The organism is Streptomyces sp. NPDC006326, assembly GCF_040612915.1.
Lineage (GTDB): Bacteria > Actinomycetota > Actinomycetes > Streptomycetales > Streptomycetaceae > Streptomyces.
In genome coordinates, this window is record NZ_JBEXRC010000018.1 from 99,657 (window position 1) to 122,777 (window position 23,121).

Sequence of the window (23,121 nt, forward strand, 5' to 3'; positions counted from 1 at the left end):
TTCGTCAACGATCGTTAACCATCTTGTCGTGAAGCCGTTCTATCAGGCCGGTTCGAAGCGCACGACGACGGACTTGCTGGCGGGGGTGTTGCTGGTGTCCGCGGTGGAGTCCAGCGGGACGAGCACGTTCGTCTCGGGGTAGTAGGCGGCGGCGCAGCCGCGGGCGGTCGGGTAGTGCACGACGCGGAAGCCGGGGGCGCGCCGCTCCACGCCGTCCTTCCACTCGCTGACGAGGTCGGTGTAGGAGCCGTCGGCGAGGCCGAGCAAGGCGGCGTCCTCGGGGTGGACCATGACGACGCGGCGGCCGCCGGTGATGCCGCGGTAGCGGTCGTCGAGGCCGTAGATGGTGGTGTTGTACTGGTCGTGGCTGCGCAGGGTCTGGAGCAGCAGCCGGCCGGCCGGGACCTCGGGGTACTCCACGGGTGCGGCGGTGAAGTTCGCCTTGCCGGTCCTGGTGGGGAAGCGGCGCTCGTCGCGGGGGGCGTGCGGGAGGCGGAAGCCGTCCGGGCGGGCCGCGCGGGCGTTGAAGTCCTCGAAGCCGGGGACCACCCGGGAGATGCGGTCGCGGATGGCCGCGTAGTCCTGCTCGAACTCCTCCCACGGGGTGGCGGAGGCCGTGCCGAGGACGGCGCGGGCCATGCGGGCGACGATCGCGGGCTCGGAGAGCAGGTGCGGCGAGGCGGGGGCGAGGTTGCCGCGGGAGGAGTGGACCATGCCCATGGAGTCCTCGACGGTCACGAACTGCCGGCCGGCGGCCTGGACGTCCTTGTCGGTGCGGCCGAGGGTGGGCAGGATCAGCGCGCGCCGGCCGGTGACCGCGTGGGAGCGGTTGAGTTTGGTCGAGACGTGGACGGTGAGGGAGGCCTTGCGGATCGCGGCCTCGGTGACCTCGGTGTCGGGGGTGGCGCCGACGAAGTTGCCGCCCATCGCGAAGAGGACCTTGGCCCGGCCGTCGCGCAGGGCCTGGATGGAGCGGACGACGTCGTACCCGTGGTGGCGGGGCGAGGTGATGCCGAATTCCTTGTCGAGGGCGTCGAGGAAGGCGGGTGCGGGGCGTTCGAAGATCCCCATGGTGCGGTCGCCCTGGACGTTGGAGTGGCCGCGGACGGGGCAGACGCCCGCGCCGGGGCGGCCGATGTTGCCGCGCAGCAGGAGGAGGTTGACGACCTCGCGGATGGTGGCGACGGCGTGCTTGTGCTGGGTCAGGCCCATGGCCCAGCAGACGATGGTCCGCTGGGAGGCGAGGATCATGGCGAGGGCGCGTTCGATCTCGGGGCGGGTCAGGCCGGTCGCCTTCAGGGTCTCGTCCCAGTCGGCCTGCCGGGCGGCGGCGGTGAATTCCTCGTAGCCGTGGGTGTGCTCGCGGACGAAGTCCTCGTCGACGGCGCCGTCCGTCTCGATGACGAGCTTGTTCAGGAGGCGGAAGAGGGCCTGGTCGCCGCCGATGCGGATCTGGAGGAAGAGGTCGGTCAGGGCGGTGCCCTTGAGCATGCCGAGGGGGCTCTGCGGGTTCTTGAACCGTTCCAGGCCGGCCTCGGGCAGCGGATTGACCGAGATGATCTGCGCTCCGGCGGACTTGGCCTGCTCCAGCGCGGAGAGCATGCGCGGGTGGTTGGTGCCCGGGTTCTGTCCGGCGACGATGATCAGGTCGGCCTGGTGGAGGTCTTCGAGGGAGACGCTGCCCTTGCCGATGCCGATGGTCTCGTTCAGTGCGGAGCCGGAGGACTCGTGGCACATGTTGGAGCAGTCGGGCAGGTTGTTGGTGCCGAATTCGCGGGCGAACAGCTGGAAGAGGAACGCGGCCTCGTTGCTGGTGCGGCCCGAGGTGTAGAAGAGGGCCTGGTCGGGGGAGTCGAGGGCGTTCAGCTCCTCGGCGATGATCTCGAAGGCCCGCTGCCAGCTGACGGCCTCGTACCGGTCGGCGCCCTCCTTGAGGAGGACGGGCTCGGTGATGCGGCCCTGCTGGCCCAGCCAGTAGCCGGAGCGTCCGGCGAGGTCGGCCACGGGGTGGGCGGCGAAGAAGGCGGGGGTCACCCGGCGCAGGGTGGCCTCCTCGGCGACGGCCTTGGCGCCGTTCTCGCAGAATTCGGCGGTGTGCCGCTTGTCACCCTCGGGCCAGGCGCAGCCGGGGCAGTCGAAGCCGTCCTTCTGGTTGACCTTGAGAAGGGTGCGGGCGGTGCGGGCGAGGCCCATCTGCTGCTGGGCGATCCTCAGGGTGTGCCCGATGGCGGGCAGGCCGGCCGCGGCGTGCTGAGGGGGCGCGACCTGCGGCGCGTCCTGGACGGGATCACCTGCGGGCGGCTTGGTGGCCATGTCGCTCCCCTTTGAGCAGTCGAGCAGCGCGGCGGACGGTGCCGCGCGGTGGGCGGTGCGCCCCCGATCCTGTCACGGACCGCCGACATCGCCGGCGGGGGGAATTGTCGGTGGGGCCGCCTAGGATCGGGGGCGTGGCAGAGAACGCATCGAAGAAGACCGACCAGACGACCGCAGCGGACCGCCCCCGCCTGATGCTCATGGACGGGCACTCCCTGGCGTACCGGGCGTTCTTCGCGCTGCCCGCGGAGAACTTCACGACCGCGACGGGGCAGCCGACCAACGCCATCTACGGTTTCGCGTCGATGCTGGCGAACACGCTGCGCGACGAGGCGCCCACGCATTTCGCGGTGGCGTTCGACGTCTCGCGCAAGACGTGGCGCTCGACGGAGTTCCCCGAGTACAAGGCGAACCGCTCGAAGACCCCCGACGAGTTCAAGGGGCAGGTCGAGCTGATCGGTGAGCTGCTCGACGCGATGAACGTGCCGCGGTTCGCGATCGACGGTTTCGAGGCCGACGACGTGATCGCGACGCTGGCCACGCAGGCCGAGGCGCTGGGCTTCGAGGTGCTGATCGTCACCGGTGACCGGGACTCCTTCCAGCTGGTCTCCGAGCACACCACCGTGCTGTACCCGACGAAGGGCGTCTCCGAGCTGACCCGTTTCACGCCGGAGAAGGTCGAGGAGAAGTACGGGCTGACGCCGCAGCAGTACCCGGACTTCGCGGCGCTGCGGGGGGACCCGTCCGACAACCTGCCGGGCATCCCGGGTGTCGGGGAGAAGACCGCCGCCAAGTGGATCACCCAGTTCGGGTCGTTCGCCCAGCTCGTGGAGCGGGTGGAGGAGGTGAAGGGCAAGGTCGGGCAGAACCTGCGCGACCACCTGGAGGCCGTGAAGCTCAACCGGGTCCTGACCGAGATGGTGCGGGACGTCGAGCTGCCGAAGGCGCCGGGCGACCTGGTCCGCCTGCCGTACGACCGGTCCGCGGTGACGGGCGTGCTGGACGTCCTGGAGATCCGCAACGCCTCTCTGCGCGAGCGGCTGCTGGGTGTGGACCCGGGTACGGGCGAGGAGCAGGCCCCGGCTCCGGCGCCCGGTGTGGAGCTGGACGGGAGCGTGCTCGGCACGGGCGAGGTGGCCCCGTGGCTGGAGCGCCACGGGCAGGGACCGCTCGGCATCTCGACGGTCGACAGCTGGGCGCTGGGCCAGGGCAGTGTCAGCGAGATCGGCCTGGCCGCGGCCGACGGCGCCGCCGCCTGGTTCGAGCCGTCCGCGCTGGACGAGGCCGACGAGCGGGCGTTCGCCGCATGGGCCGCCGACCCGGCCAGGCCCAAGGTGGTGCACCACGCCAAGGGCCTGATGCGGGTCTTCCCCGAGCACGGCTGGACCCTGGCGGGGGTCACCATGGACACCGCGCTCGCCGCGTACCTGGTCAAGCCGGGCCGCCGCTCCTTCGCCCTGGACGCCCTGTCCAACGAGTACCTGCACCGGGAGCTGGCGCCGCCGGCCGCCGACGGGCAGCTCGCCTTCGGCGCCGACGAGACCGCCGAGGCGGAGGCGCTGATGGCGCAGGCCCGCGCCGTCCTCGACCTCGGTGAGGCGTTCACCGGCAAGCTCGCCGAGGTGGGCGCCGCCGAGCTGCTCCACGACATGGAGCTGCCGACCTCCGAGCTGCTCGCCCGGATGGAGCGGGCCGGCATCGCCGCCGACCGCGACCACCTGGAGGCCATGGAGCAGCAGTTCGCGGGTGCGGTGCAGCAGGCGGTGAAGGAGGCCCACGCGGCGGTCGGCCACGAGTTCAACCTCGGGTCGCCCAAGCAGCTCCAGGAGGTCTTCTTCGGCGAGCTGGACCTGCCGAAGACGAAGAAGACCAAGACCGGCTACACCACGGACGCGGACGCTCTGGCCTGGCTGGCCACCCAGACCGACCACGAACTGCCCGTGATCATGCTGCGGCACCGGGAGCAGGCCAAGCTGCGGGTCACCGTCGAGGGTCTGGTCAAGACGATCGCCGCCGACGGCCGGGTGCACACCAGCTTCAGCCAGACGGTCGCCGCGACCGGCCGGCTGTCCTCCACCGACCCCAACCTGCAGAACGTCCCGGTGCGCACCGACGAGGGCCGTGCCATCCGCCGCGGTTTCGTCGTCGGCGAGGGCTTCGAGTCGCTGATGACCGCCGACTACAGCCAGATCGAGCTGCGGGTGATGGCCCACCTGTCCGAGGACGAGGGCCTCATCGAGGCGTTCCTGTCCGGTGAGGACCTCCACACCACCGTCGCCTCCCAGGTGTTCGCGGTGGAGCGGGACCGGGTCGACCCCGAGATGCGCCGCAAGATCAAGGCGATGTCGTACGGACTCGCGTACGGGCTCTCCGCCTTCGGCCTGTCCCAGCAGCTCGGCATCGAACCCGCCGAGGCGCGCGGCCTGATGGAGACCTTCTTCGAGCGGTTCGGCGGGGTCCGGGACTACCTGGGGCGCGTCGTGGAGGAGGCCCGCGCCACCGGTTACACGGCGACGATCTTCGGCCGCCGCCGGTACCTGCCCGACCTGGGCAGCGACAACCGCCAGCGCCGCGAAGCCGCCGAGCGGATGGCGCTGAACGCCCCGATCCAGGGCACCGCCGCCGACATCGTCAAGGTCGCGATGCTGCGCGTGGACCGGGCGATCACCGGGGCCGGCCTGAAGTCGCGGATGCTGCTCCAGGTCCACGACGAAATCGTGCTGGAGATCGCCCCCGGCGAGCGCGAGCAGGTCGAGGAGCTCGTGCGCCGCGAGATGGGGGCCGCCGTCGAGCTGCGCGCCCCGCTGGACGTCTCCGTCGGTGTGGGCCCCGACTGGGAGTCCGCCGCGCACTGATCCCGGGCCCGGCCCGTACGGCGCCCGTCCCCGCTATGCGGTGGGGACGGGCGTTCGCGTCTCGTCGCGGGGCCGGTCCCCGTCGCCGTCCCGGTCGCGGTCCCCGTCGCGGTCGCGGAGCGGGCGGTGCAGCAGGCGTACGAGGGCCCCGTACAGCAGCAGGCCCACGGCGAGGCCGCCGCCCGCGCCGAAACAGACCGTCGGGACGATGTCGAGCGGCGTGCGGATCCGGTCGAAGAAGGTGAAGAAGCGCAGGACGCGCATCGTCACACCGGCCGCCACGCACACCACGACCAGGGCCGCCCCGCCCAGGACCTCCCCGCGGCCCAGCACCGGCACGGACGCCGGGACCGGGGAGGCGGGCAGGCGGCGCAGGGCGGTCACCGTGAACCAGAGCAGGACGCAGGCCGCCACCGCCGAAGTCCCGTACTGCAGGTAGGTGTAGGGAGGAAAGCCGAAGGCGATCGGCTCCCCGAGCCAGGGCAGCGCGTTCGTGCCCCACCGGTCCATGTGCGTGAAGCTGTCCCACCCGACGTGGGTGAGCGAGCCGAGGACCGCCGAGAGGTAGAACCACAGCGCCAGCCGGGCCGGCCGGCGCTCCTGCCGCCACCGCTCGCCCCGCACGGCGGCATGGACACGTCCCTGCCAGCGGTGCGGCAGCAGCGCGGTCAGCGGCTCGCGCAGCAGCAGCCAGCACGCCGTGAGGGCGGCGGTGAGCACGGCGTCCGCGGTGAACACGCCGGGCAGCGAGTGGGTGACGTCGCCGTACGGCATGACGCCCTCCACCACGGCGTCCGCGAAGTAGAACGTGTCGGGTGCGAACGAGCCGAGGACGAGCGCGGAGGCGACCAGCGGTCCGCGTGCGCGGCCGGTGCGGCGGACGGCCGGCAGGACGGCAGCCGCATGGCTGAGCGTGAACGGCATGGCACCTCTCCTGTGACTTCGCGGAGCAGCCAGTATGCGTCAGCTGCGCACGAAGTGAGGACCTCGTGAAACCCGGCCGCCGATGCGTGTACCTGTCAAGAGAGTTGACGTATGGTCACGCCGACGTCGAGGGGAAGGGGCCCGGCTCATGTCGGCTCGGACGGCTCGATCCGGACGCAGGCTGCGCAGGGGCGGGGTCGCCGCCCTCGTCTGCGCACTCGTGGCGGCGGCCGTGACCGCCTCCCAAGGCCCGCCCGGTGAACGGCCGTTGGCCGCCGGCGGGGACGGCCTCGCACAGGCCGCGCCACCGCCACCGCCGCCGGGCACGGGCGGCGACACCGCCTGGTCCGCCGAACTGCCGCCCGCGACCGGCCCCGGGCCGTCGGCCACCGCTGCGCCCGAGCCGCGGGGAGAGCCCGTCGCCCTGGGCGGCTCCGAAGCGGGCGCCGCCCAGGGCATACCGGCCACCGTGCTGGCGGCGTACCGGCAGGCGGAGCAGCGCGTGGCCGCAACCGACCCCCGCTGCGGGCTGCGCTGGCAGCTCCTCGCGGCGATCGGCAAGGTCGAGTCCGGGCAGGCGGCCGGCGGCCGGGTCGACGCCGCGGGCACCACGCTCCGGCCGATCCGCGGGCCCGTACTCGACGGCCGCGGCTTCGCGACCGTCAAGGACACCGACGGCGGGGCCTACGACGGCGACGCGGTCTATGACCGGGCGGTCGGGCCGATGCAGTTCATCCCCTCCACCTGGGCGGTCTGGGGACAGGACGCGGACGGCGACGGCCGGCGCAACCCGGACAACGTGTACGACGCGGCCCTCGCCGCCGCGCGCTACCTCTGCGCCGGCAGCCGGGACCTGCGGGCGGAGGCCGATCTGGACCGGGCCGTGCTGGCGTACAACCACTCCGCGGAATACCTGAGGACGGTGCGGTCCTGGTACGCGTACTACCTCAAGGGGACGCACGAGATCCCGGACGGCAGGGGCCCGGGGGCGCCGGCCGTACCGCAGTCCGCGAAGCCGAGGCCGGAGCCGACCCCGCCGGCCACGCCGAGCCCGACCCCCACACCGAGCCCGACTCCCACGCCGAGCCCGAGCCCCACGCCGAGCCCGAGCCCGGCTCCCACACCGAGCCCGACCCCCACCCCCACGCCGACCCCGACGCCGAGCCCGTCGCCCACGCCCACCCCCTCGCCCTCGCCCTCGCCCAGCGGCACCCCCGGCCCGGCCCCGACGCCGTCCCCGCGGCCCACCCCCAGCCCGGTGCCCAGCCCCCGGCCGAGCCCGTCCGCCTCTCCCGGCCCCGCGCAGCCGCAGCCGCAGACACCACCGGCGCCATCACCGCAGCCGTCCCGGCCCCCGGTGCCGAGCCGCACGCAAAGCCCGTAGTCCAACGGTTCTCATCTCGCCCGCGCATTGCTACGGTGCCCCCTCCCTGACACCCCATCAGATCCCGGAGGGGCCCCGCATGCGCGCACTCGCCGCCGCCGTCATCGGGCTTGCCGCCGCGCTGGCCCTCGTGTTCGCCGTCACGGCGTTCGGAGTGCCGGAAGGCAAGACCTCGCCCAGACCGCTGCTCACCACCGCGCCCACCGCGCCCGGACAGGAGTAGGGAGGCCCGGCCGTGCGACGCAGAGTGAGCCTCGTCCTGCTGGCCCTGGCGGTGTTCTGCGCAGCCCTCGCCCCGCTGCTGCGCTGGTACGCGTACCCCCGGCTCGCCAAGATCCCGCCGAACCAGTACCAGGAGGTGGTCCTGGAGGCGAAGGACGCCATCCTCCTCGACTACACCGCCGGCATGGAGCCCAAGAAGGTCGACAAGGTCACGATCGTCCAGACCCTGAAGGGCAACGTCGAGGCCTCCGAGGAGATCGAGGCGAGCGCGGGCAAGGACGTCGTCGTCTGGGACACCCTCACCCACATCATGGGCCCGGACGGCAAGATGGTCTCCCAGATCCCCGAGCGCTACATCTTCGACGCCCACACCCAGGAGCCCGTGCACGCCACCGGCGAGGCGGTCGACGGGGACCCGGTCAGGCGCGAGGGCATCGAGTTCAAGTGGCCGTTCTTCACCGAGCCGCGCGACTACCTCTACTTCGACGCGCAGACCCGCACCTCCTCGCCCATCCACTACGTCGGCCCGCGCACCTTCCACGGGATGGACGTGTACTACTACGAGCAGACGGTCCCCTGGACGAAGGTCTCCCTGCCGAAGAAGATGCCGATCGAGGGCATCGACCCGGCGACCTTCGAGCAGAGCACCGGCACCAGCCTCTGGTACAAGACGAAGGCGATGTTCTGGGTCGACCCGGTGACCGGAGCCCCCGTCAACGCCGAGCAGGTCATCGAGCAGGAGATGCGCGGCGGCATCGCGGCCGGGGCACCCGAGGGCAGGCTCACCGTCTTCGCGGGGCACGTGAAGATGAGGGACGACTACGCGGAGTACACGCGCGAGCTCGTCGCCTCGAACCGGGTGAAGGTCCTCGCGCTGCACACGTACGCCCCGGTCGGGCTGGCGGCGGGCGGGCTCGCGCTGTTCGGGCTCGCGCTGTGGCTGGAGGCGCGCGGCCGCCGCCCCGAGGAGGGGTTCACCGTCTGAGGCGGGCGTTGGTGTGGCGGGTGGGCTCCGCGGTGGCCGGGTCCTGCGGCCAGGGGTGCTTGGGGTAGCGGCCGCGCAGCTCGGCGCGGACGGCGCGGTAGCCGTCCTGCCAGAAGGAGGCGAGGTCGGCGGTCACGGCGGCGGGCCGCCCGGCCGGTGACAGCAGGTGCACCAGCACCGGCACCCCGGCCACCCGCGGGGTCTCGGCCAGCCCGAACATCTCCTGGAGCTTCACGGCGAGGACCGGCTGCCCGTGCTCGGCGGAGTAGTCGACCCGGATCCGCGAGCCGCTGGGCACCTCGATCCGTTCCGGGGCCAGCTCGTCCAGGCGGCCGGCCTCGCCGGTGGACCAGGGCAGCAGCCGCAGCAAGGCCTGCCCGGCGTCGATCCGCCCGAGGTCGGCCCGGCGCCGGGCGCGGGACAGCTCGGGCTCCAGCCAGTCGTCGGCGCGCTCCAGCAGCGCGCCGTCGTGCTGTACGTCGGGCCAGGCGCCGCCGAGGGTGCGGTGCAGGAAGCCCAGCCGGGCGCGCAGCGCCGTTGCGTCCGCGGACCAGCGCAGCAGGCCCAGGCCGTCGGTGCGGAGCCCGTCGAGGAGGGCGGCCCGGACCAGGGCGGGGTCGGGGTCGCGCAGCGGCCGGGCGACCAGCTCGACGGCACCGAGCCGCTCCACCGACCGGGCCACCACGTCGCCGTCCACCCAGTGCACTTCCTCCGCGGAGGTCAGCAGGTGTGCGGCGGCGGCGCGGGCGGTGTCCTCGTCGAGGACCGCTGCCAGCCGGACCCGCGCGGAGGCGGAGTGCGGGGCCCGGTCGGCGACGGCCACCGCCAGCCAGGGCGCGCTGCGCAGCGCAGAGCCTTCGCCGAGCTCGGCCCCCGTGCCGGAGGCCATGAGGAAGGCCCCGCCGCCCTTGGCCCTCGCCACGCGCTCGGGGAAGGCCAGAGCCGCGATCAGCCCGGCGGCCTGGTCGTTGCGGGGCTCGCCGCCGAACCAGTCGGGGCGTCCGCTCGGGTACTCCCGCGCCCCGGGAGTGCCCGGCGAGAGCCGATCGGGTGGGGCCGCGGCCGCCCCCTGGACGGCTTGGATCAAGCGGCGGTACTCCTGCCGCCAGCGCGGTCCGTAGCCCCCGACGCCCTGGAACGCCTGGCGCCAGGCGGCCGCCAGGTCGTCCCCGTACTCGCGCGGCGGCTCCTCCGTCAACAGGGCGACCAGGGGCGCGGCCCGCTGCACGCCCAGGATCTCCGCGCCGTCCAGCAGGGCCCGCGCCAGGCGCGGGTGCAGACCCAGCCGGGCCATGCGCAGCCCGCGCGGGGTCGGCCGCCCGGCGTCGTCCACCGCGCCGATCGTCACCAGGACCTCCCGTGCGGCGGCCATCGCCCCGGCGGACGGCGGGTCCAGCAGGGCCAGCCCGGACGCGTCGGGATCGCCCCAGCAGGCTGCCTGGAGCGCGAACGCCGCCAGATCCGCGGTCCGGATCTCCGGCGACGGGTAGGCCGTCAGCCGGGAGTCCTCGGCCTCGGACCAGCAGCGGTACACCGCTCCCGGCGCCTCGCGCCCGGCCCGCCCCGCCCGCTGACGGGCCCCCGCGCGGGACACCCGTACGGTCGCCAGGGAGCCCAGGCCCCGCGCATGGTCGACCCGGGGCTCCCGGGCCAGACCCGAGTCGACGACCACCCGTACGCCGGGCACGGTCAGGCTCGACTCCGCGACCGCCGTCGCCAGGATCACCCGGCGGTGGGCGCCCGCGGTCAGCGCCGCGTCCTGCACGGACTGCAGGGCCCGGCCGTGCAGCTGGAGCACCTCCGCGCCGACGACCGGTTCCAGCCGTCCCGCGACCCGGGCGATCTCGCCGACGCCGGGCAGGAAGCACAGGACGTCGCCGGAACGTTCCGCCAGCGCCCGCCGCACCACGGATGCCACGTGCGCCAGCTGCGCCGGGTCCACCCGCATCCCGTGCGGCGGCCGCACCGGGCGGGCCGGAGGCGCCCACACGACCTCCACCGGGTAGGAGACGCCCTCGGCCTCCACCACCGGCGCGTCCCCCAGCAGCCGGGCCCAGCCGGCCGCATCGGTCGTCGCCGAAGCGGCCACCAGGCGCAGCTCCGGGCGCAGGGTCTGCCGTACGTCCAGGAGGAAGGCGGCGGCGGTGTCCGCGTCGAGGTGTCGCTCGTGGCATTCGTCCAGGACCACCACGTCGGTGCCGGCCAGCTCCTGGTCGCGCTGGAGGCGCTGCAGGAGCACGCCGGTGGTGACCACTTCCACGGCCGTGCGCGGGCCGACGGCCCGTTCGCCGCGCACCGTGAAGCCGACCGATTCCCCCACGGCCTCGCCCAGGAGCCACGCCATCCGGCGCGCTGCGGCCCGGGCGGCGATCCGTCGCGGCTCGGCCACCAGGACGCGGCGGCGCCGGCCGTCTCCCACCAGCCCGGCCAGGACCAGCGGCACCAGCGTGGTCTTGCCGGTGCCGGGCGGGGCGCAGAGCACCGCGGTGCCGTGCCCGTCCAGCGCGCAGAGGAGCGCGGGCACGGCCTCGCGTACGGGCAGGGAGTCGAGGGCGGCCGTACGGATCAAGGGTCAGTCCTCGGGTCGTTCGCAGACGAAGATCGCGGTGCCGGGGATCAGGTTGCCGCGCAGCGGGGACCAGCCGCCCCACTCCTGGGTGTTCCATCCGGGCCATTCCGGCTCGACCAGGTCGAGCAGGCGGAAACCGCCCGCCACCACGTCGCGGACCCGGTCGCCGAGGGTGCGGTGGTGCTCCACGTACACCGCGCGTCCCCGTTCGTCCTGCTCCACGTACGGGGTGCGGTCGAAATAGGAGGCGGACACGGACAACCCCTCGGGGCCGGGCTCGTCCGGGAAGGCCCAGCGCACGGGGTGGGTGACGGAGAAGACCCAGCGGCCGCCCGGGCGCAGGACGCGGTGCACTTCGCGCATCACGTTGACGGGGTCGGCGACGAAGGGGACGGCGCCGTAGGCGGAGCAGGCCAGGTCGAAGGAGCCGTCGCGGAAGGGCAGCCGCCCGGCGTCGGCCTCCACCAGCGGGACGTCCTCGCCGATGCGCAGCGCGTGCTGGAGCTGGCGGTGGGAGAGGTCCAGGGCCACCGGGCGGGCGCCCTGGGCGGCCAGCCAGCGCGAGCACTGGGCGGCTCCGGCGCCGATCTCCAGGACGGCCTTGCCCTTGAGTGAGGCCGCCGGGCCGAGGAGGGCGGCCTCCGCCTCGTCGAGGCCCTCGGGGCCCCAGACGAAGCGGTCGTCGCCGAGGAAGGCCCCGTGCTCGCTCTGGTAGTCGTCGGCGTTGCGGTCCCACCAGCTGCGGCTCGCCCGGCTGCTCTCCGCTTCGTCGGCGTCACGGCGGGTGGCCTCGGCGTCGTCCTCGGCGCCGGGGGCGGCCTCGTACGCGTCTTCGGGGGCGTAGTCCTCTTGGTTCATGGGGCCCGTCGTCGTAGTCTGCGGATGTCTTCGGATGTTCGGACGTGTCTTCGGACGCGTCGTGGGTGGTGTGCGCGGTCGTGTCCCCGGACTTTCCGGCCGGAGGCAGGAGGGCCACCGGCGTGCTCCCGCCCACGAATTGTGCCGGTTATGCGGTGATCCGCCCGGGGTGTGCGCCTTCGCGCATTGACCGTGTCCGGCTGCCCCCGTATGCTACAAGTTGCGCTGCGAGCCTGTGCTCCTCAGACCTAGCAGGCTGCGCTTGCATCTGTTGATGACCCCTCGGTTTTCGAGGCCCTTGCCGCCTTCGGCGGAATCTGGGGCTTCCTTGGCTGTCCGGCTTCTTCGGCAGATGCCGATAAGGGCTCCCGGCGTAGCAGTACCTACGACTTTCTGTCCGTAACCGGAGCCCTTTCCCACATGACGAGCAGCACCGAGACCACCTCTACCACTCCGCAGGTAGCGGTCAACGACATCGGTAACGAGGAAGCCTTCCTCGCCGCGATCGACGAGACGATCAAGTACTTCAACGACGGCGACATCGTCGACGGCGTCATCGTGAAGGTCGACCGGGACGAGGTCCTGCTCGACATCGGTTACAAGACCGAAGGCGTGATCCCGAGCCGCGAGCTCTCGATCAAGCACGACGTCGACCCGAACGAGGTCGTCAAGGTCGGCGACGAGATCGAGGCCCTGGTTCTCCAGAAGGAGGACAAGGAAGGCCGTCTGATCCTGTCCAAGAAGCGCGCTCAGTACGAGCGTGCCTGGGGCACGATCGAGAAGATCAAGGAAGAGGACGGCATCGTCACCGGTACCGTCATCGAGGTCGTCAAGGGTGGTCTCATCCTCGACATCGGCCTCCGTGGCTTCCTGCCGGCCTCCCTCGTCGAGATGCGTCGCGTCCGCGACCTCCAGCCCTACGTGGGCAAGGAGCTCGAAGCCAAGATCATCGAGCTGGACAAGAACCGCAACAACGTGGTCCTGTCCCGCCGCGCCTGGCTGGAGCAGACCCAGTCCGAGGTCCGCCAGACGTTCCTCACCACCCTGCAGAAGGGTCAGGTCCGCTCCGGCGTCGTCTCCTCGATCGTCAACTTCGGTGCCTTCGTGGACCTGGGTGGCGTCGACGGTCTCGTGCACGTCTCCGAGCTGTCCTGGAAGCACATCGACCACCCGTCCGAGGTCGTCGAGGTCGGCCAGGAGGTCACCGTCGAGGTTCTCGACGTGGACATGGACCGCGAGCGCGTCTCCCTGTCGCTGAAGGCGACGCAGGAGGACCCGTGGCAGCAGTTCGCCCGGACCCACCAGATCGGTCAGGTCGTCCCGGGTAAGGTCACCAAGCTGGTTCCGTTCGGTGCGTTCGTCCGTGTGGACGAGGGCATCGAGGGTCTGGTCCACATCTCCGAGCTGGCCGAGCGCCACGTGGAGATCCCGGAGCAGGTCGTCCAGGTCAACGACGAGATCTTCGTCAAGGTCATCGACATCGACCTTGAGCGTCGCCGGATCTCGCTGTCCCTGAAGCAGGCCAACGAGTCCTTCGGTGCCGACCCGGCGTCGGTCGAGTTCGACCCGACCCTGTACGGCATGGCCGCGTCCTACGACGACCAGGGGAACTACATCTACCCCGAGGGCTTCGACCCCGAGACCAACGACTGGCTTGAGGGCTACGAGACCCAGCGCGAGACCTGGGAGCGCCAGTACGCCGAGGCGCAGGTCCGCTTCGAGCAGCACCAGGCCCAGGTCATCAAGAGCCGCGAGGCCGACGAGGCCGCTGCCGCCGAGGGCGCTGCCGCCCCGGTCGCCGGTGGCAACGCCGGTGCGGGCATCTCGGGTGGTTCCTACTCCTCGGAGTCGGACGAGACCTCGGGCGCCCTGGCCTCCGACGAGGCCCTGGCCGCGCTGCGCGAGAAGCTGGCCGGCGGCCAGAGCTGATCGCAGCACGACGCACGCACCGCGCTGCGGTGTGAGCTGAGCTGAAAGTAAGGCCCGTCCCCTCGGGGGGACGGGCCTTACTGCTGTCCGGGGCGGGCCTGGTGGCCGGTGGCCGTTCGCGTTCCCGGGAAAGCCCGGGAAAGCCGCCAACTGGGGAATGGTGCAGCCCTCTTGGACGTTCATGGCAGAGAAGGCGGCGAGGAGGAGTGGTAGCGGTGCTTGATCCACGAGGTTTGTACGAATGGGATGCCAAGGGCCTGGCAGTGGCGGACCTGGCGCTGGCCCAGGACTCGGCCGGGCTGGTCATGCTCTACCACTTCGAGGGATACATCGACGCGGGTGAGGCCGGCGAGCAGATCGTCGAGCGGCTGCTCGACACGCTGCCGCACCAGGTGGTCGCCCGCTTCGACGCCGACCGGCTGGTCGACTACCGGGCCCGGCGCCCGCTGCTGACCTTCCAGCGCGACCACTGGAGCGAGTTCGAGGAGCCCCGGCTGGAGCTCCGCCTCGTCCAGGACGCCACGGGTGCGCCCTTCCTGCTGCTGTCCGGCCCGGAGCCGGACGTGGAGTGGGAGCGCTTCGCCGCCGCCGTCCGGCAGATCGTGGAGCGGCTCGGCGTGCGGCTCTCGGTCAACTTCCACGGCATCCCGATGGGCGTCCCGCACACCCGGCCCGTCGGCATCACCCCGCACGGCAACCGCACCGACCTGATGCCGGGCCACCGCAGCCCGTTCGACGAGGCGCAGGTACCGGGCAGTGCCGAATCGCTGGTCGAGTTCCGCCTCGGCCAGGCCGGGCACGACGTGCTGGGCGTCGCGGCCCACGTACCGCACTACGTCGCCCGCTCCCCGTACCCGGACGCCGCGCTGACCGTGCTGGAGGCGATCACGGCGGCGACCGGGCTGGTCCTGCCGGCCGTGGCGCACGCCCTGCGGACGGAGGCGCACCGCACGCAGACGGAGATCGACCGGCAGATCCGCGAGGGCGACGAGGAACTGGTCGCCCTGGTCCAGGGTCTTGAACACCAGTACGACGCCGCGGCCGGGGCCGAGACCCGGGGCAACATGATCGCCGAGCCGGCGGAGATCCCGTCGGCGGACGAGATCGGCCGCGAGTTCGAGCGGTTCCTCGCCGAGCGCGAGGGCGAGGGCTGACCACGCAGGCGTGGAGGCGCGCCCTGGCCCGCCGTACGGGGTTCCGTACGGCGGGCCGGGGCGCGGGGTTTAGGCTGCTGGGCATGCTGAAGGTGGGCCTGACAGGCGGAATCGGTGCCGGCAAGAGCGAGGTCTCGCGGCTGCTGGCGGGGTACGGGGCGGTCGTCGTGGACGCCGACCGCATCGCGCGGGAGGTCGTGGAGCCCGGGACACCGGGGCTCGCGGCGATCGTCGCGGCCTTCGGGGAGTCCGTCCTGACCCCCGAGGGCGGACTGGACCGGCCGAAGCTGGGATCGATCGTCTTCGCCGACCAGGCGAAGCTCCAGACCCTCAACGCGATCGTGCACCCGCTGGTCGGCGCCCGGTCGGCCGAGCTGGAGGCCGCCGCGGGACCCGGGGCGATCGTGGTGCACGACGTACCGCTGCTCGCGGAGAACGGCCTGGCGCCGCTGTACGACCTGGTGGTCGTGGTGGACGCGGCACCGCAGACGCAGCTGGACCGGCTGACCGGGCTGCGCGGGATGGCCGAGGAGGAGGCGCGGGCCCGGATGGCCGCGCAGGCCACGCGCGAGCAGCGGCTGGCGGTGGCCACGCTGGTGATCGACAACGACGGGCCGCTGACGGCGCTGGAGCCGCAGGTACGCAAGGTCTGGGAGGAACTCACCGCCCGGGCGGCCGCCGCGAGCGGGGCCTGACGGCGCACGCGCGGGGCCCCGTCCGCGGTGCGCAGGCCCGGCCGGAATGCGGGCGGGGCGGACGGCGTTGAACGCGCGGGAGAGGGAAGGAACAGACCGTGTCCGACACCACGCCGCAGCCGGCGCCGCAGCCTTCGCCGTCCGGCGCGTCCCCGGAGACGCACGTCATCGACTACCGGGCCGCCGAACAGCTGCTGGCCGCCCGCGACCCGCGCGGCGCGGTGAAACTGCTCGACTCCGTCATAGCCGCCCACCCGGAGAACACGGCGGCCCGGCTGCTGCGCGCCCGGGCCTTCTTCGCCTCGGCCCAACTGCGCCCGGCGGCGCTGGAATTCGAGCTCGTGCTGGAGCGGGAGCCGGACAACGCGTTCGCGCACTTCGCGCTGGCCCGCACCCATGAGCGCGCGGGCCGCCCCGCGCAGGCCCGCAAGCACTTCCGCCTCGCGGCGGCGCTGGACCCCCAGCCGGACTACCTGGCGGCGGCCCGCTTCGAGGAGTAGGCCGAGGCCGCGGGCCGTCGACGGCCGGGCGCGTCCGCGGGGCCCTCAGTGTCCGGGCGGCTCGTACGGCGGGATGTCGGGGCCGGGCTGGTAGTGGGGGCCCTGGTGGATGTGGTGCACCACCACCATCAGGTCCACGATCGCGAGCACCGCGACCACCCCGCAGGCGGCGGCCCAGCCGGGGCGGCCCACCATCGAGAAGGCGGCCGTCCCCGCGGCGGCCCAGAGCAGGCCCCACAGGCTCAGCCAGAACCTCAGCCGCAGCGCACTGCGCGCGGTCACCGGCTCGTTTCCGGAACGCATGACCATCGCCTCGCCGTCATCGTCCTCCGCCCCTCCTCCCCATGCTGCCACCTGCGCCGAGGTGCCGGCGCCGAGCGGGCCTGCGGGCGGGCACCGGTCGGCGGGGCGGGCCCAGGTCCCGGCGTATGTGCAGGTCAGCGGCGGTGTCAGTGGGGGAGCCTAGACTCGGCGGCAGAGGAGATTCGTCGGGCGGGACACCTGGAGAGGGGGACACCATGGCAGCGCAGGCCGAGACGTCGGCACCGCCGGCCGCCCTGCTGCGGCACGCCGCCGTGTTCCTCCCCGCCCCCGTGCCCCGCGAGGCCCGTATCGCCTTCTGGGCCCCCGACGGCGACGCCCTGCCCGAGACCGGCACGCCCACACCGCTCACCGTGGTCCGCGCCCACGGCATCGGAGTCCGCACCCGTACCGTCCCCGCCCTGACCCTGCCCCTCGGCGCGGCCCTGCCCCTGCTCGCCCGCGCCCCGCGCAGCCCCGCCGCTCATCCGGCGTCCCGGGCCTGGGGCACGGCCGCCGTGCAGGCCCTCGGCCTCGTGGCGCGCGGCCGGCTGCTCCCCGGTCTCACCGCCGACGGGGTCGACGCCTGGCGCGCCGGTCCGCTGGACGCCGAGGACATCGGCCACCTGAGGGCGGTGGCCGCCGCCCTCCCGCCCGAGGGGCATGCGGTCCCGCTGCCCGGAAGGCGTCCGCTCCAACTGCCCGAACCGGAGGCGCTGGTGCGGGCGTTCCTCGATGCCGTCGCCGACGTACTGCCCCGGACTCCGGCCGCGCCCGTGGCCGCCGGGCGGCCGTTCGCGGCCGTGGAGCCGCAGCAGGCCCGGGGGATGGAGGCCTGGGCCGCGCAGGTCGCGGCCGGCGCCGACGCCGGGGTGGGCGTCTCCCTGCGGCTCGACCTGTCCTCCTTCCAGATCTTCGACGCGGCGCAGGAGCCCGGCCAGGCCGGGGAGACCGGGCCCGGCGAGGCCGACACCCGCCGGGCGGGGGCCGCCGTCGTGCAGGTGCACAGCCTCGCCGATCCCACCCTCGTCACCGACGCCGCCGAGCTGTGGGCCGGCGCGGCCGCCGCAGGGTTCGGCCCGCGCGCCCGGATCGACGCCGTCCTCGCGCTGCGCCGGGCCGCCCGCGTCTGGCCGCCGCTTCAGCGCCTGCTGGACCAGCCGGTCCCCGATGCCCTCGCCCTCTCGGACCCGGAGCTCGAAGACCTGCTGGGCGTGGCCGGGAGCCGGCTGGCGGCCGCCGGGGTCGCGGTCCACTGGCCGCGCGAGCTGGCCCGTACGCTGTCCGCGACCGCGGTCGTACGGTCCACCGCGCCCGGATCGGCCACCGACGGCACGGCCTTCTTCGACGCCGGCCACCTCTTCGCCTTCTCCTGGGAGCTCGCGCTCGGCGGCGACCGGCTCACCCCGGCGGAGATGGACGCCCTGGCGCAGGCCCACCGGCCCGTGGTGCGCCTGCGCGACCAGTGGGTGCGGGTCGATCCGGAGCTGGTGCGCAAGGCGCGCAAGCGGGAGCTCGGGCTGCTGGATCCGGTGGACGCGCTGGCCACCGTACTGACGGGGACGGCCGAGGTCGACGGCGAGCCGGTCGAGGCGGTTCCCGTCGGGGCGCTGGCCGCGCTGCGGGAGCGGCTGACCGGGGAACTGGCCCCGCTGCCGCAGCCCGCCGGGCTGAAGGCGACCCTGCGGGACTACCAGGCCCGCGGCCTGGCCTGGCTGGACCTGATGACCTCGCTCGGCCTCGGCGGCTGCCTCGCCGACGACATGGGCCTCGGCAAGACCGTCACCCTGATCGCGCTGCACCTGCACCGGGACCGCCCCGAGCCGACGCTGGTGGTGTGCCCGGCCTCGCTGCTGGGCAACTGGCAGCGGGAGATCGAGAGGTTCGCCCCGGGGGTGCCGGTGCGGCGCTTCCACGGCGGCGGCCGCAGCCTCGACGGTCTGGCCGGCGGCTTCGTGCTCACCACGTACGGGACGATGCGCGCGAGCGCGGCCCGGCTGGCCGAGCAGCGCTGGGGCATGGTCGTCGCCGATGAGGCGCAGCACGTGAAGAACCCGCATTCGGCGACGGCGAAGGCGCTGCGCACCCTGCCGGCGCCCGCCCGGGTGGCGCTGACGGGCACCCCGGTGGAGAACAACCTGTCCGAGCTGTGGGCGCTGCTCGACTGGACCACGCCGGGTCTGCTGGGCCCGCTCACCACCTTCCGCGCCCGCCACGCCCGCCCCGTGGAGCACCAGCAGGAAGAGGACGGGGGCAATGAGGCGGCCGTCGCCCGGCTGGCGGCGCTCGTGCGGCCGTTCCTGCTGCGCCGCAAGAAGTCCGACCCCGGTATCGCCCCCGAGCTGCCGCCCAAGACGGAGACCGACCACCCGGTCTCCCTCACCCGCGAGCAGGCCTCGCTGTACCAGGCGGCGGTGGACGAGGCGATGGCGGTGATCGGGGCGAGCGAGGGCATGGAGCGGCGCGGCATGATCATGAAGCTGCTGGCCTCGCTCAAGCAGATCTGCAACCACCCGGCGCAGTACCTGAAGGAGGAGCAGCCCCGGATCCCGCACCGCTCGGGCAAGCTGGCCCTGCTGGACGAGCTGCTGGACACGATCCTGGCGGAGGACGGCTCGGTCCTGGTCTTCACGCAGTACGTGACGATGGCCCGGATCATCGAGCGGCACCTGTCGGCGCGGGGGATCGCGCACCAGCTGCTGCACGGCGGGACCCCGGTGGCGCGCCGGGAGGAGCTCGTGGACCGCTTCCAGTCCGGTGAAGTCCCCGTCTTCCTGCTGTCGTTGAAGGCCGCGGGCACCGGGCTGAACCTGACCCGGGCCGGACATGTCGTCCACTTCGACCGCTGGTGGAACCCGGCCGTGGAGGAGCAGGCCACCGACCGCGCCTACCGCATCGGCCAGACCCAGCCCGTCCAGGTCCACCGGATCATCGCCGAGGGCACGGTGGAGGACCGGATCGCCGAGATGCTGGAGGCGAAGCGGGCGCTGGCCGATGCCGTCCTCGGTTCGGGCGAGGCGGCGCTGACCGAGCTGACCGACCGCGAGCTGGCCGACCTCGTCGCGCTGCGGAGGCCGGCGTGATCACCGCGCGGGACGACCGCCGCCGGACCTTCGACGCGGTGCCCGCCGGGGTGGAGGCGGAGAGCTGGTGGGGCCGGGCCTGGGTGTCGGCCCTGGAGGAGACCTCACGCGACCCGGCGCGCCTCGCGCGGGGGCGGGCGTATGCGGTCGAGGGCCACGTCGAGGCGGTCACGGTCACCCCGGGGCGGCTCGTCGCGTACGTCCGGGGCAGCCGGGCCCGCCCGTACCGCACGGAGCTGGCGCTGAGTCCCTTCCCCGACAGCGTGTGGAGCGAGGTGCTGGAGGAGCTGGCAGCCGATCCGGGGGCTCTCGCCGCCCTGCTGGAGCGGGAGGTTCCGCAGTCGCTGGCGGGTACCGTCATGCCCGGCCCGGGCGAGCTCCTGCCGCGCTGCTCCTGCCCGGACACCGGCCGTCCGCCGTGCAAGCACGCCGCGGCCCTCTGCTACCGGGCGGCCCGCCTGCTCGACGAGGACCCGTTCGTCGCGCTGCTCCTGCGCGGCCGGGGCGAGCGGGAGCTGCTCGACGAGCTGACCCGCCGCAGCGCCGCCCATGCCGTCCGCGAACGGCCCGGGGCCGCACCGGGCTTCCCCGGAGTCCCGGCCCGGGCCGTGCTCGCCCGTGGCGTGCTGCCCCCGCTGCCGGCGCCGCAGGCCCCGCCGGCCGCGACCGGCCTCCCGCCCGCCTACCCGGCCGATCCCGCCGCCCCGGACCCGCTCGCCCTGGAGCAGCTCGCCACGGACGCCGCCGCCCGGGCCCTGGCCCTCCTCACCACCGGCGAGGACCCCCTGGCCGGGCTCAGCCTGTGGCAGGACGCGGTCCGCCTGGCCTCCGCCCACCCCACGGCCGGGCTGACCGGGGCGGCCCGCACCCTCTACCGGGACCTGGCGCGAGCCACCGGCCGCACTCCCACCGACCTCGCGCGGGCCGCGGCGGCCTGGCGCCAGGGCGGGCTGCCCGCGCTCGCCGCGCTGGAGGAGCCCTGGGATCCGCCGGCGGGCCCCTTCGACCGGGCTCGCCCGGCCCTCCTGGCCGCCTCCCAGGGGGCGTTCCGTCCCGACCGCAACCGTCTCACCGCCCGCACGCGCCAGCTCCGGCTGGGCCGCGACGGCCTCTGGTACGCCTACGAGTCCCGCCCGGGCTCCGACGACTGGTGGCCCACGGGGACCCCGTCGGCCGACCCCGTCAGCGCCCTCCTCGGCTGAGCCGCGCCGCCCAGTCGGCCAGTGCCGAGAAGTCGCGGGGGCGCAGGCCCCGGCGGGGGTGGATGCGCAGCAGGAGGGCCGGGGCGGGGTGGCGGGCGGCGATCCAGGCCCGGTCCCGGGAGTTGATCATGTCGTCGACCCAGGCGAAGGGACGGCCCGCGGCCCAGTCCAGGAGGGGGCGGGTCTTCCAGGAGAGGCCGTCGGGGTCGCGGGCGAAGAGTTCCGGCCACTCGATGACGGGAAGATCAGCGGGTAGTCCGATGTGCGGGGCGATCATCGTGTTGGCCTCGTGCATCCAGGTCGTGGCCCACACGAGTTCGTAGGGCAGGGCGAGCAGGCGGGCGCCGTGGGCGGGGTGGAGGCGGACGCGCAGGCCGCGCTGTGCGCTGCGGGAGTCCGGGGAGCGGCGGGACATCCAGATGGCCGGGCGCATCCGGTGGCTGGTGTATCCGCGCAGTCCGGCCAGGGGAGAGCGGAAGGGGTTGAGGGGGCCGTCCACATCCAGGAGCAGCAGGGGGCGAACACTCATGCAGGGGGCCCTACCCAGTACACGATGGAGTGAAATGCCCACCGGCTCTATAACCCGAATGGGTTTACCGCGTTGTTCCGGTGCGGGTGCAACACCCGTAACTCCTCCGGAAAGCAGGAAATCTGATGCGTCACAGTCGTCGCAATGGCTTGATCGCCACGGTGGTTGCGGGAGGCGGACTTGCGGTCGCGGGTGTGAGCGGCTTCGCCTATGCCGACGCGGATGCCGGCGGGGTGGCCGAGCGTTCGCCGGGGCTGCTGTCCGGGAACCTCGTGCAGCTGCCGGTGCACACTCCGCTGAACGTGTGCGGCAACACCGTGAGTGTGGTCGGGTTGCTGAACCCGGCCGCCGGCAACCGCTGTGCCAACGGGCAGCCGGGGCCCTCCCGGTCGTCCTCGGAGCCCTCGCACTCCGCGAAGCCGGGGACCGCGAACGGTGGCGGCGCCCACGCCGATGCAGGGGGAAAGGATTCGCCGGGCGTGCTGTCCGGCAACGGGATCCAGCTCCCGGTCGACCTCCCGGTGAACGTCAGCGGCAACTCCGTGAACGTCGTGGGCATCGGTAGCGCCGCCAGCGGCAACACCTCCGTCAACGGCACGCCAGGCAGCCCCCAGCCGTCCCAGCCGTCCCAGCCGCCCCGCCCGTCTCAGCCGCCCCGGCCCGCCGAGCCGTCCCGGCCGCCTGCCGCCGCGCAGCCCCTCACCCCGGCCGCGCCGGCGCAGCACGGCCCGGCGCTCGCCCACACGGGAGCCGAGGGCGTCGGCTACCTGCTGCCCGGCGGCGGGGCCCTGCTACTGGGCGGGATGCTGCTCTACCGCCGCTTCCGCCTCGGATAGGGCCGCGCAGGCCACCGGCGGGGGCGGCGGTGTCCGCCAGGCGTCCAGGATCGCGTCGATCTGCGGGGCCAGGCGGGCCCGGGCCGCGAACCGCTGTACTCCCGCCATCAGCAGGGCGTCGTACTCGGTGTCGACGTGCCGTACGGCAGCCCGGACCGCCACCGACACCGCCGGCCCGTCCAGCGCGCGGCCGGCCGCGGTACGGCCGACCCGGCCGCTGCCGCGCACCGAGGCGTGGGCCGCGATCTCCCGCGCCCGCTCGGCCGGGCACCCGGGGAACAGCCGCAGTATGGCGGCGGCGAACGCCGCCGTGAACCGGGTGTCCTCGGCCGCGCGGCGCAGCCGGTCGCGCTCCCGGCGGCGGGCCCGTGCCTCGGCGTCCGCGAGGCAGGCGCGCTCCGCGCGGGCCAGGGCCGGTTCCTCGACCAGGATGCCCTGGCGTTCATAGCGGCGGCGGCGCTTGTTGAAGCGGACGACGACGGCGGACAGCGAACTGGCCTCACGGGCCCGGCGGGAGAGCGCGGCGTCCCCGCGCGGCAGGTACACCAGGTGTCCGAGGTCGGCGCAGTCCAGACAGCGGGGCACGCCGACCTCGCGGACGAGATGACGTAGCGGTCCCTGGCGGCACTGCGCGCAGTGGATCGGCTTCAGCGACTCGAAGACCACGAGGCTCATGCCGATGTGATACCGCCGCCGGCTGCCCTTATCACCTTGCACCGCACCGGGGTTGAGGTTTGACGAACTCTCCCTCGATGTCCGGATGTCCCTCTACCGTGGGTGGAC

General features: G+C 73.7%; 18 protein-coding genes. 11 read left to right on the forward strand and 7 right to left on the reverse strand.

Going from position 1 to position 23,121, the window contains the following annotated elements; translation table 11 throughout:
* Positions 1-42: 42 nt before the first annotated feature.
* Positions 43-2,313, reverse strand: coding sequence for an FdhF/YdeP family oxidoreductase (locus ABZ128_RS16620; RefSeq protein ID WP_356849011.1), 2,271 nt, complete (start codon positions 2,311-2,313; stop codon positions 43-45).
* Positions 2,314-2,447: 134 nt separating this feature from the next.
* Here ABZ128_RS16620 and polA point away from each other — a divergent pair, with 134 nt between their 5' ends.
* A complete protein-coding gene (gene polA, locus ABZ128_RS16625) occupies positions 2,448-5,168 on the forward strand; it encodes a DNA polymerase I (RefSeq protein ID WP_356849012.1) in 2,721 nt (906 codons plus the stop codon).
* Positions 5,169-5,201: 33 nt separating this feature from the next.
* Here the strand turns inward: polA and ABZ128_RS16630 are convergent, their stop codons facing one another.
* Entirely contained in the window at positions 5,202-6,092 is an 891-nt protein-coding gene (locus ABZ128_RS16630; RefSeq protein ID WP_356849014.1) for a DUF4184 family protein, read from the reverse strand.
* A gap of 148 nt (positions 6,093-6,240) precedes the next feature.
* Here ABZ128_RS16630 and ABZ128_RS16635 point away from each other — a divergent pair, with 148 nt between their 5' ends.
* The 3 genes from ABZ128_RS16635 (at position 6,241) to ABZ128_RS16645 (ending at position 8,683) form a co-directional block, all read left to right on the forward strand.
* Positions 6,241-7,476: a lytic transglycosylase domain-containing protein gene (locus tag ABZ128_RS16635; protein ID WP_356849016.1), complete on the forward strand. Its 1,236-nt coding sequence runs from the start codon at positions 6,241-6,243 to the stop codon at positions 7,474-7,476.
* Positions 7,477-7,555: 79 nt separating this feature from the next.
* The gene (locus ABZ128_RS16640; protein ID WP_356849018.1) at positions 7,556-7,699 is read left to right on the forward strand and encodes an SPW_0924 family protein; all 144 of its coding nucleotides are present in this window, start codon (positions 7,556-7,558) and stop codon (positions 7,697-7,699) included.
* Between the two features lie 12 nt (positions 7,700-7,711).
* Positions 7,712-8,683: a DUF3068 domain-containing protein gene (locus tag ABZ128_RS16645; protein ID WP_356849020.1), complete on the forward strand. Its 972-nt coding sequence runs from the start codon at positions 7,712-7,714 to the stop codon at positions 8,681-8,683.
* Here ABZ128_RS16645 and hrpB read toward each other — a convergent pair.
* Complete coding sequence (gene hrpB / locus ABZ128_RS16650; protein WP_356849021.1) at positions 8,673-11,252, reverse strand: ATP-dependent helicase HrpB; 2,580 nt, start codon at positions 11,250-11,252, stop codon at positions 8,673-8,675. The two genes, ABZ128_RS16645 and hrpB, sit on opposite strands and share 11 nt — an antisense overlap.
* A 3-nt stretch (positions 11,253-11,255) precedes the next feature.
* Positions 11,256-12,110, reverse strand: coding sequence for a class I SAM-dependent methyltransferase (locus ABZ128_RS16655; RefSeq protein ID WP_356849023.1), 855 nt, complete (start codon positions 12,108-12,110; stop codon positions 11,256-11,258).
* Positions 12,111-12,530: 420 nt separating this feature from the next.
* Here ABZ128_RS16655 and rpsA point away from each other — a divergent pair, with 420 nt between their 5' ends.
* From rpsA to ABZ128_RS16675, 4 genes are all read left to right on the forward strand, one after another.
* A complete protein-coding gene (gene rpsA, locus ABZ128_RS16660) occupies positions 12,531-14,039 on the forward strand; it encodes a 30S ribosomal protein S1 (protein ID WP_356849025.1) in 1,509 nt (502 codons plus the stop codon).
* Positions 14,040-14,254: 215 nt separating this feature from the next.
* Complete coding sequence (locus tag ABZ128_RS16665; RefSeq protein WP_356849027.1) at positions 14,255-15,193, forward strand: PAC2 family protein; 939 nt, start codon at positions 14,255-14,257, stop codon at positions 15,191-15,193.
* 83 nt (positions 15,194-15,276) lie between these two features.
* The gene (gene coaE, locus ABZ128_RS16670; protein WP_356849029.1) at positions 15,277-15,888 is read left to right on the forward strand and encodes a dephospho-CoA kinase; all 612 of its coding nucleotides are present in this window, start codon (positions 15,277-15,279) and stop codon (positions 15,886-15,888) included.
* 98 nt (positions 15,889-15,986) lie between these two features.
* Positions 15,987-16,388: a tetratricopeptide repeat protein gene (locus ABZ128_RS16675; protein WP_356849030.1), complete on the forward strand. Its 402-nt coding sequence runs from the start codon at positions 15,987-15,989 to the stop codon at positions 16,386-16,388.
* A gap of 45 nt (positions 16,389-16,433) precedes the next feature.
* Here ABZ128_RS16675 and ABZ128_RS16680 read toward each other — a convergent pair whose 3' ends face one another.
* Complete coding sequence (locus ABZ128_RS16680; RefSeq protein ID WP_356849032.1) at positions 16,434-16,691, reverse strand: DUF6343 family protein; 258 nt, start codon at positions 16,689-16,691, stop codon at positions 16,434-16,436.
* A gap of 215 nt (positions 16,692-16,906) precedes the next feature.
* Here ABZ128_RS16680 and ABZ128_RS16685 point away from each other — a divergent pair, with 215 nt between their 5' ends.
* Together ABZ128_RS16685 and ABZ128_RS16690 are read left to right on the forward strand one after the other, a co-directional pair.
* A complete protein-coding gene (locus ABZ128_RS16685) occupies positions 16,907-19,771 on the forward strand; it encodes a DEAD/DEAH box helicase (protein ID WP_356849034.1) in 2,865 nt (954 codons plus the stop codon).
* A complete protein-coding gene (locus ABZ128_RS16690; RefSeq protein WP_356849036.1) occupies positions 19,768-20,973 on the forward strand; it encodes an SWIM zinc finger family protein in 1,206 nt (401 codons plus the stop codon). Before ABZ128_RS16685 ends, ABZ128_RS16690 begins: the two co-directional genes overlap by 4 nt.
* Here the strand turns inward: ABZ128_RS16690 and ABZ128_RS16695 are convergent.
* Entirely contained in the window at positions 20,954-21,502 is a 549-nt protein-coding gene (locus ABZ128_RS16695) for a hypothetical protein (protein ID WP_356849038.1), read from the reverse strand. The two genes, ABZ128_RS16690 and ABZ128_RS16695, sit on opposite strands and share 20 nt — an antisense overlap.
* A gap of 194 nt (positions 21,503-21,696) precedes the next feature.
* Between ABZ128_RS16695 and ABZ128_RS16700 the strand changes: the two genes are divergently transcribed.
* A complete protein-coding gene (locus ABZ128_RS16700) occupies positions 21,697-22,338 on the forward strand; it encodes a chaplin (RefSeq protein WP_356849040.1) in 642 nt (213 codons plus the stop codon).
* Here ABZ128_RS16700 and ABZ128_RS16705 read toward each other — a convergent pair.
* Entirely contained in the window at positions 22,294-23,013 is a 720-nt protein-coding gene (locus ABZ128_RS16705; protein WP_356849042.1) for a DUF2293 domain-containing protein, read from the reverse strand. The two genes, ABZ128_RS16700 and ABZ128_RS16705, sit on opposite strands and share 45 nt — an antisense overlap.
* Between the last annotated feature and the right edge of the window lie 108 nt (positions 23,014-23,121).

Excerpts from the sequence above, each read along its gene's own strand:
- ABZ128_RS16620 (WP_356849011.1), bottom strand. The coding sequence starts at position 2,313 with ATGGCCACCAAGCCGCCCGCAGGTGATCCCGTCCAGGACGCGCCGCAG.
- ABZ128_RS16630 (WP_356849014.1), bottom strand. The coding sequence starts at position 6,092 with ATGCCGTTCACGCTCAGCCATGCGGCTGCCGTCCTGCCGGCCGTCCGC.
- ABZ128_RS16635 (WP_356849016.1), top strand. The coding sequence starts at position 6,241 with ATGTCGGCTCGGACGGCTCGATCCGGACGCAGGCTGCGCAGGGGCGGG.
- ABZ128_RS16640 (WP_356849018.1), top strand. The coding sequence starts at position 7,556 with ATGCGCGCACTCGCCGCCGCCGTCATCGGGCTTGCCGCCGCGCTGGCC.
- ABZ128_RS16655 (WP_356849023.1), bottom strand. The coding sequence starts at position 12,110 with ATGAACCAAGAGGACTACGCCCCCGAAGACGCGTACGAGGCCGCCCCC.
- rpsA (WP_356849025.1), top strand. The coding sequence starts at position 12,531 with ATGACGAGCAGCACCGAGACCACCTCTACCACTCCGCAGGTAGCGGTC.
- coaE (WP_356849029.1), top strand. The coding sequence starts at position 15,277 with ATGCTGAAGGTGGGCCTGACAGGCGGAATCGGTGCCGGCAAGAGCGAG.
- ABZ128_RS16680 (WP_356849032.1), bottom strand. The coding sequence starts at position 16,691 with ATGCGTTCCGGAAACGAGCCGGTGACCGCGCGCAGTGCGCTGCGGCTG.
- ABZ128_RS16685 (WP_356849034.1), top strand. The coding sequence starts at position 16,907 with ATGGCAGCGCAGGCCGAGACGTCGGCACCGCCGGCCGCCCTGCTGCGG.
- ABZ128_RS16695 (WP_356849038.1), bottom strand. The coding sequence starts at position 21,502 with ATGAGTGTTCGCCCCCTGCTGCTCCTGGATGTGGACGGCCCCCTCAAC.
- ABZ128_RS16705 (WP_356849042.1), bottom strand. The coding sequence starts at position 23,013 with ATGAGCCTCGTGGTCTTCGAGTCGCTGAAGCCGATCCACTGCGCGCAG.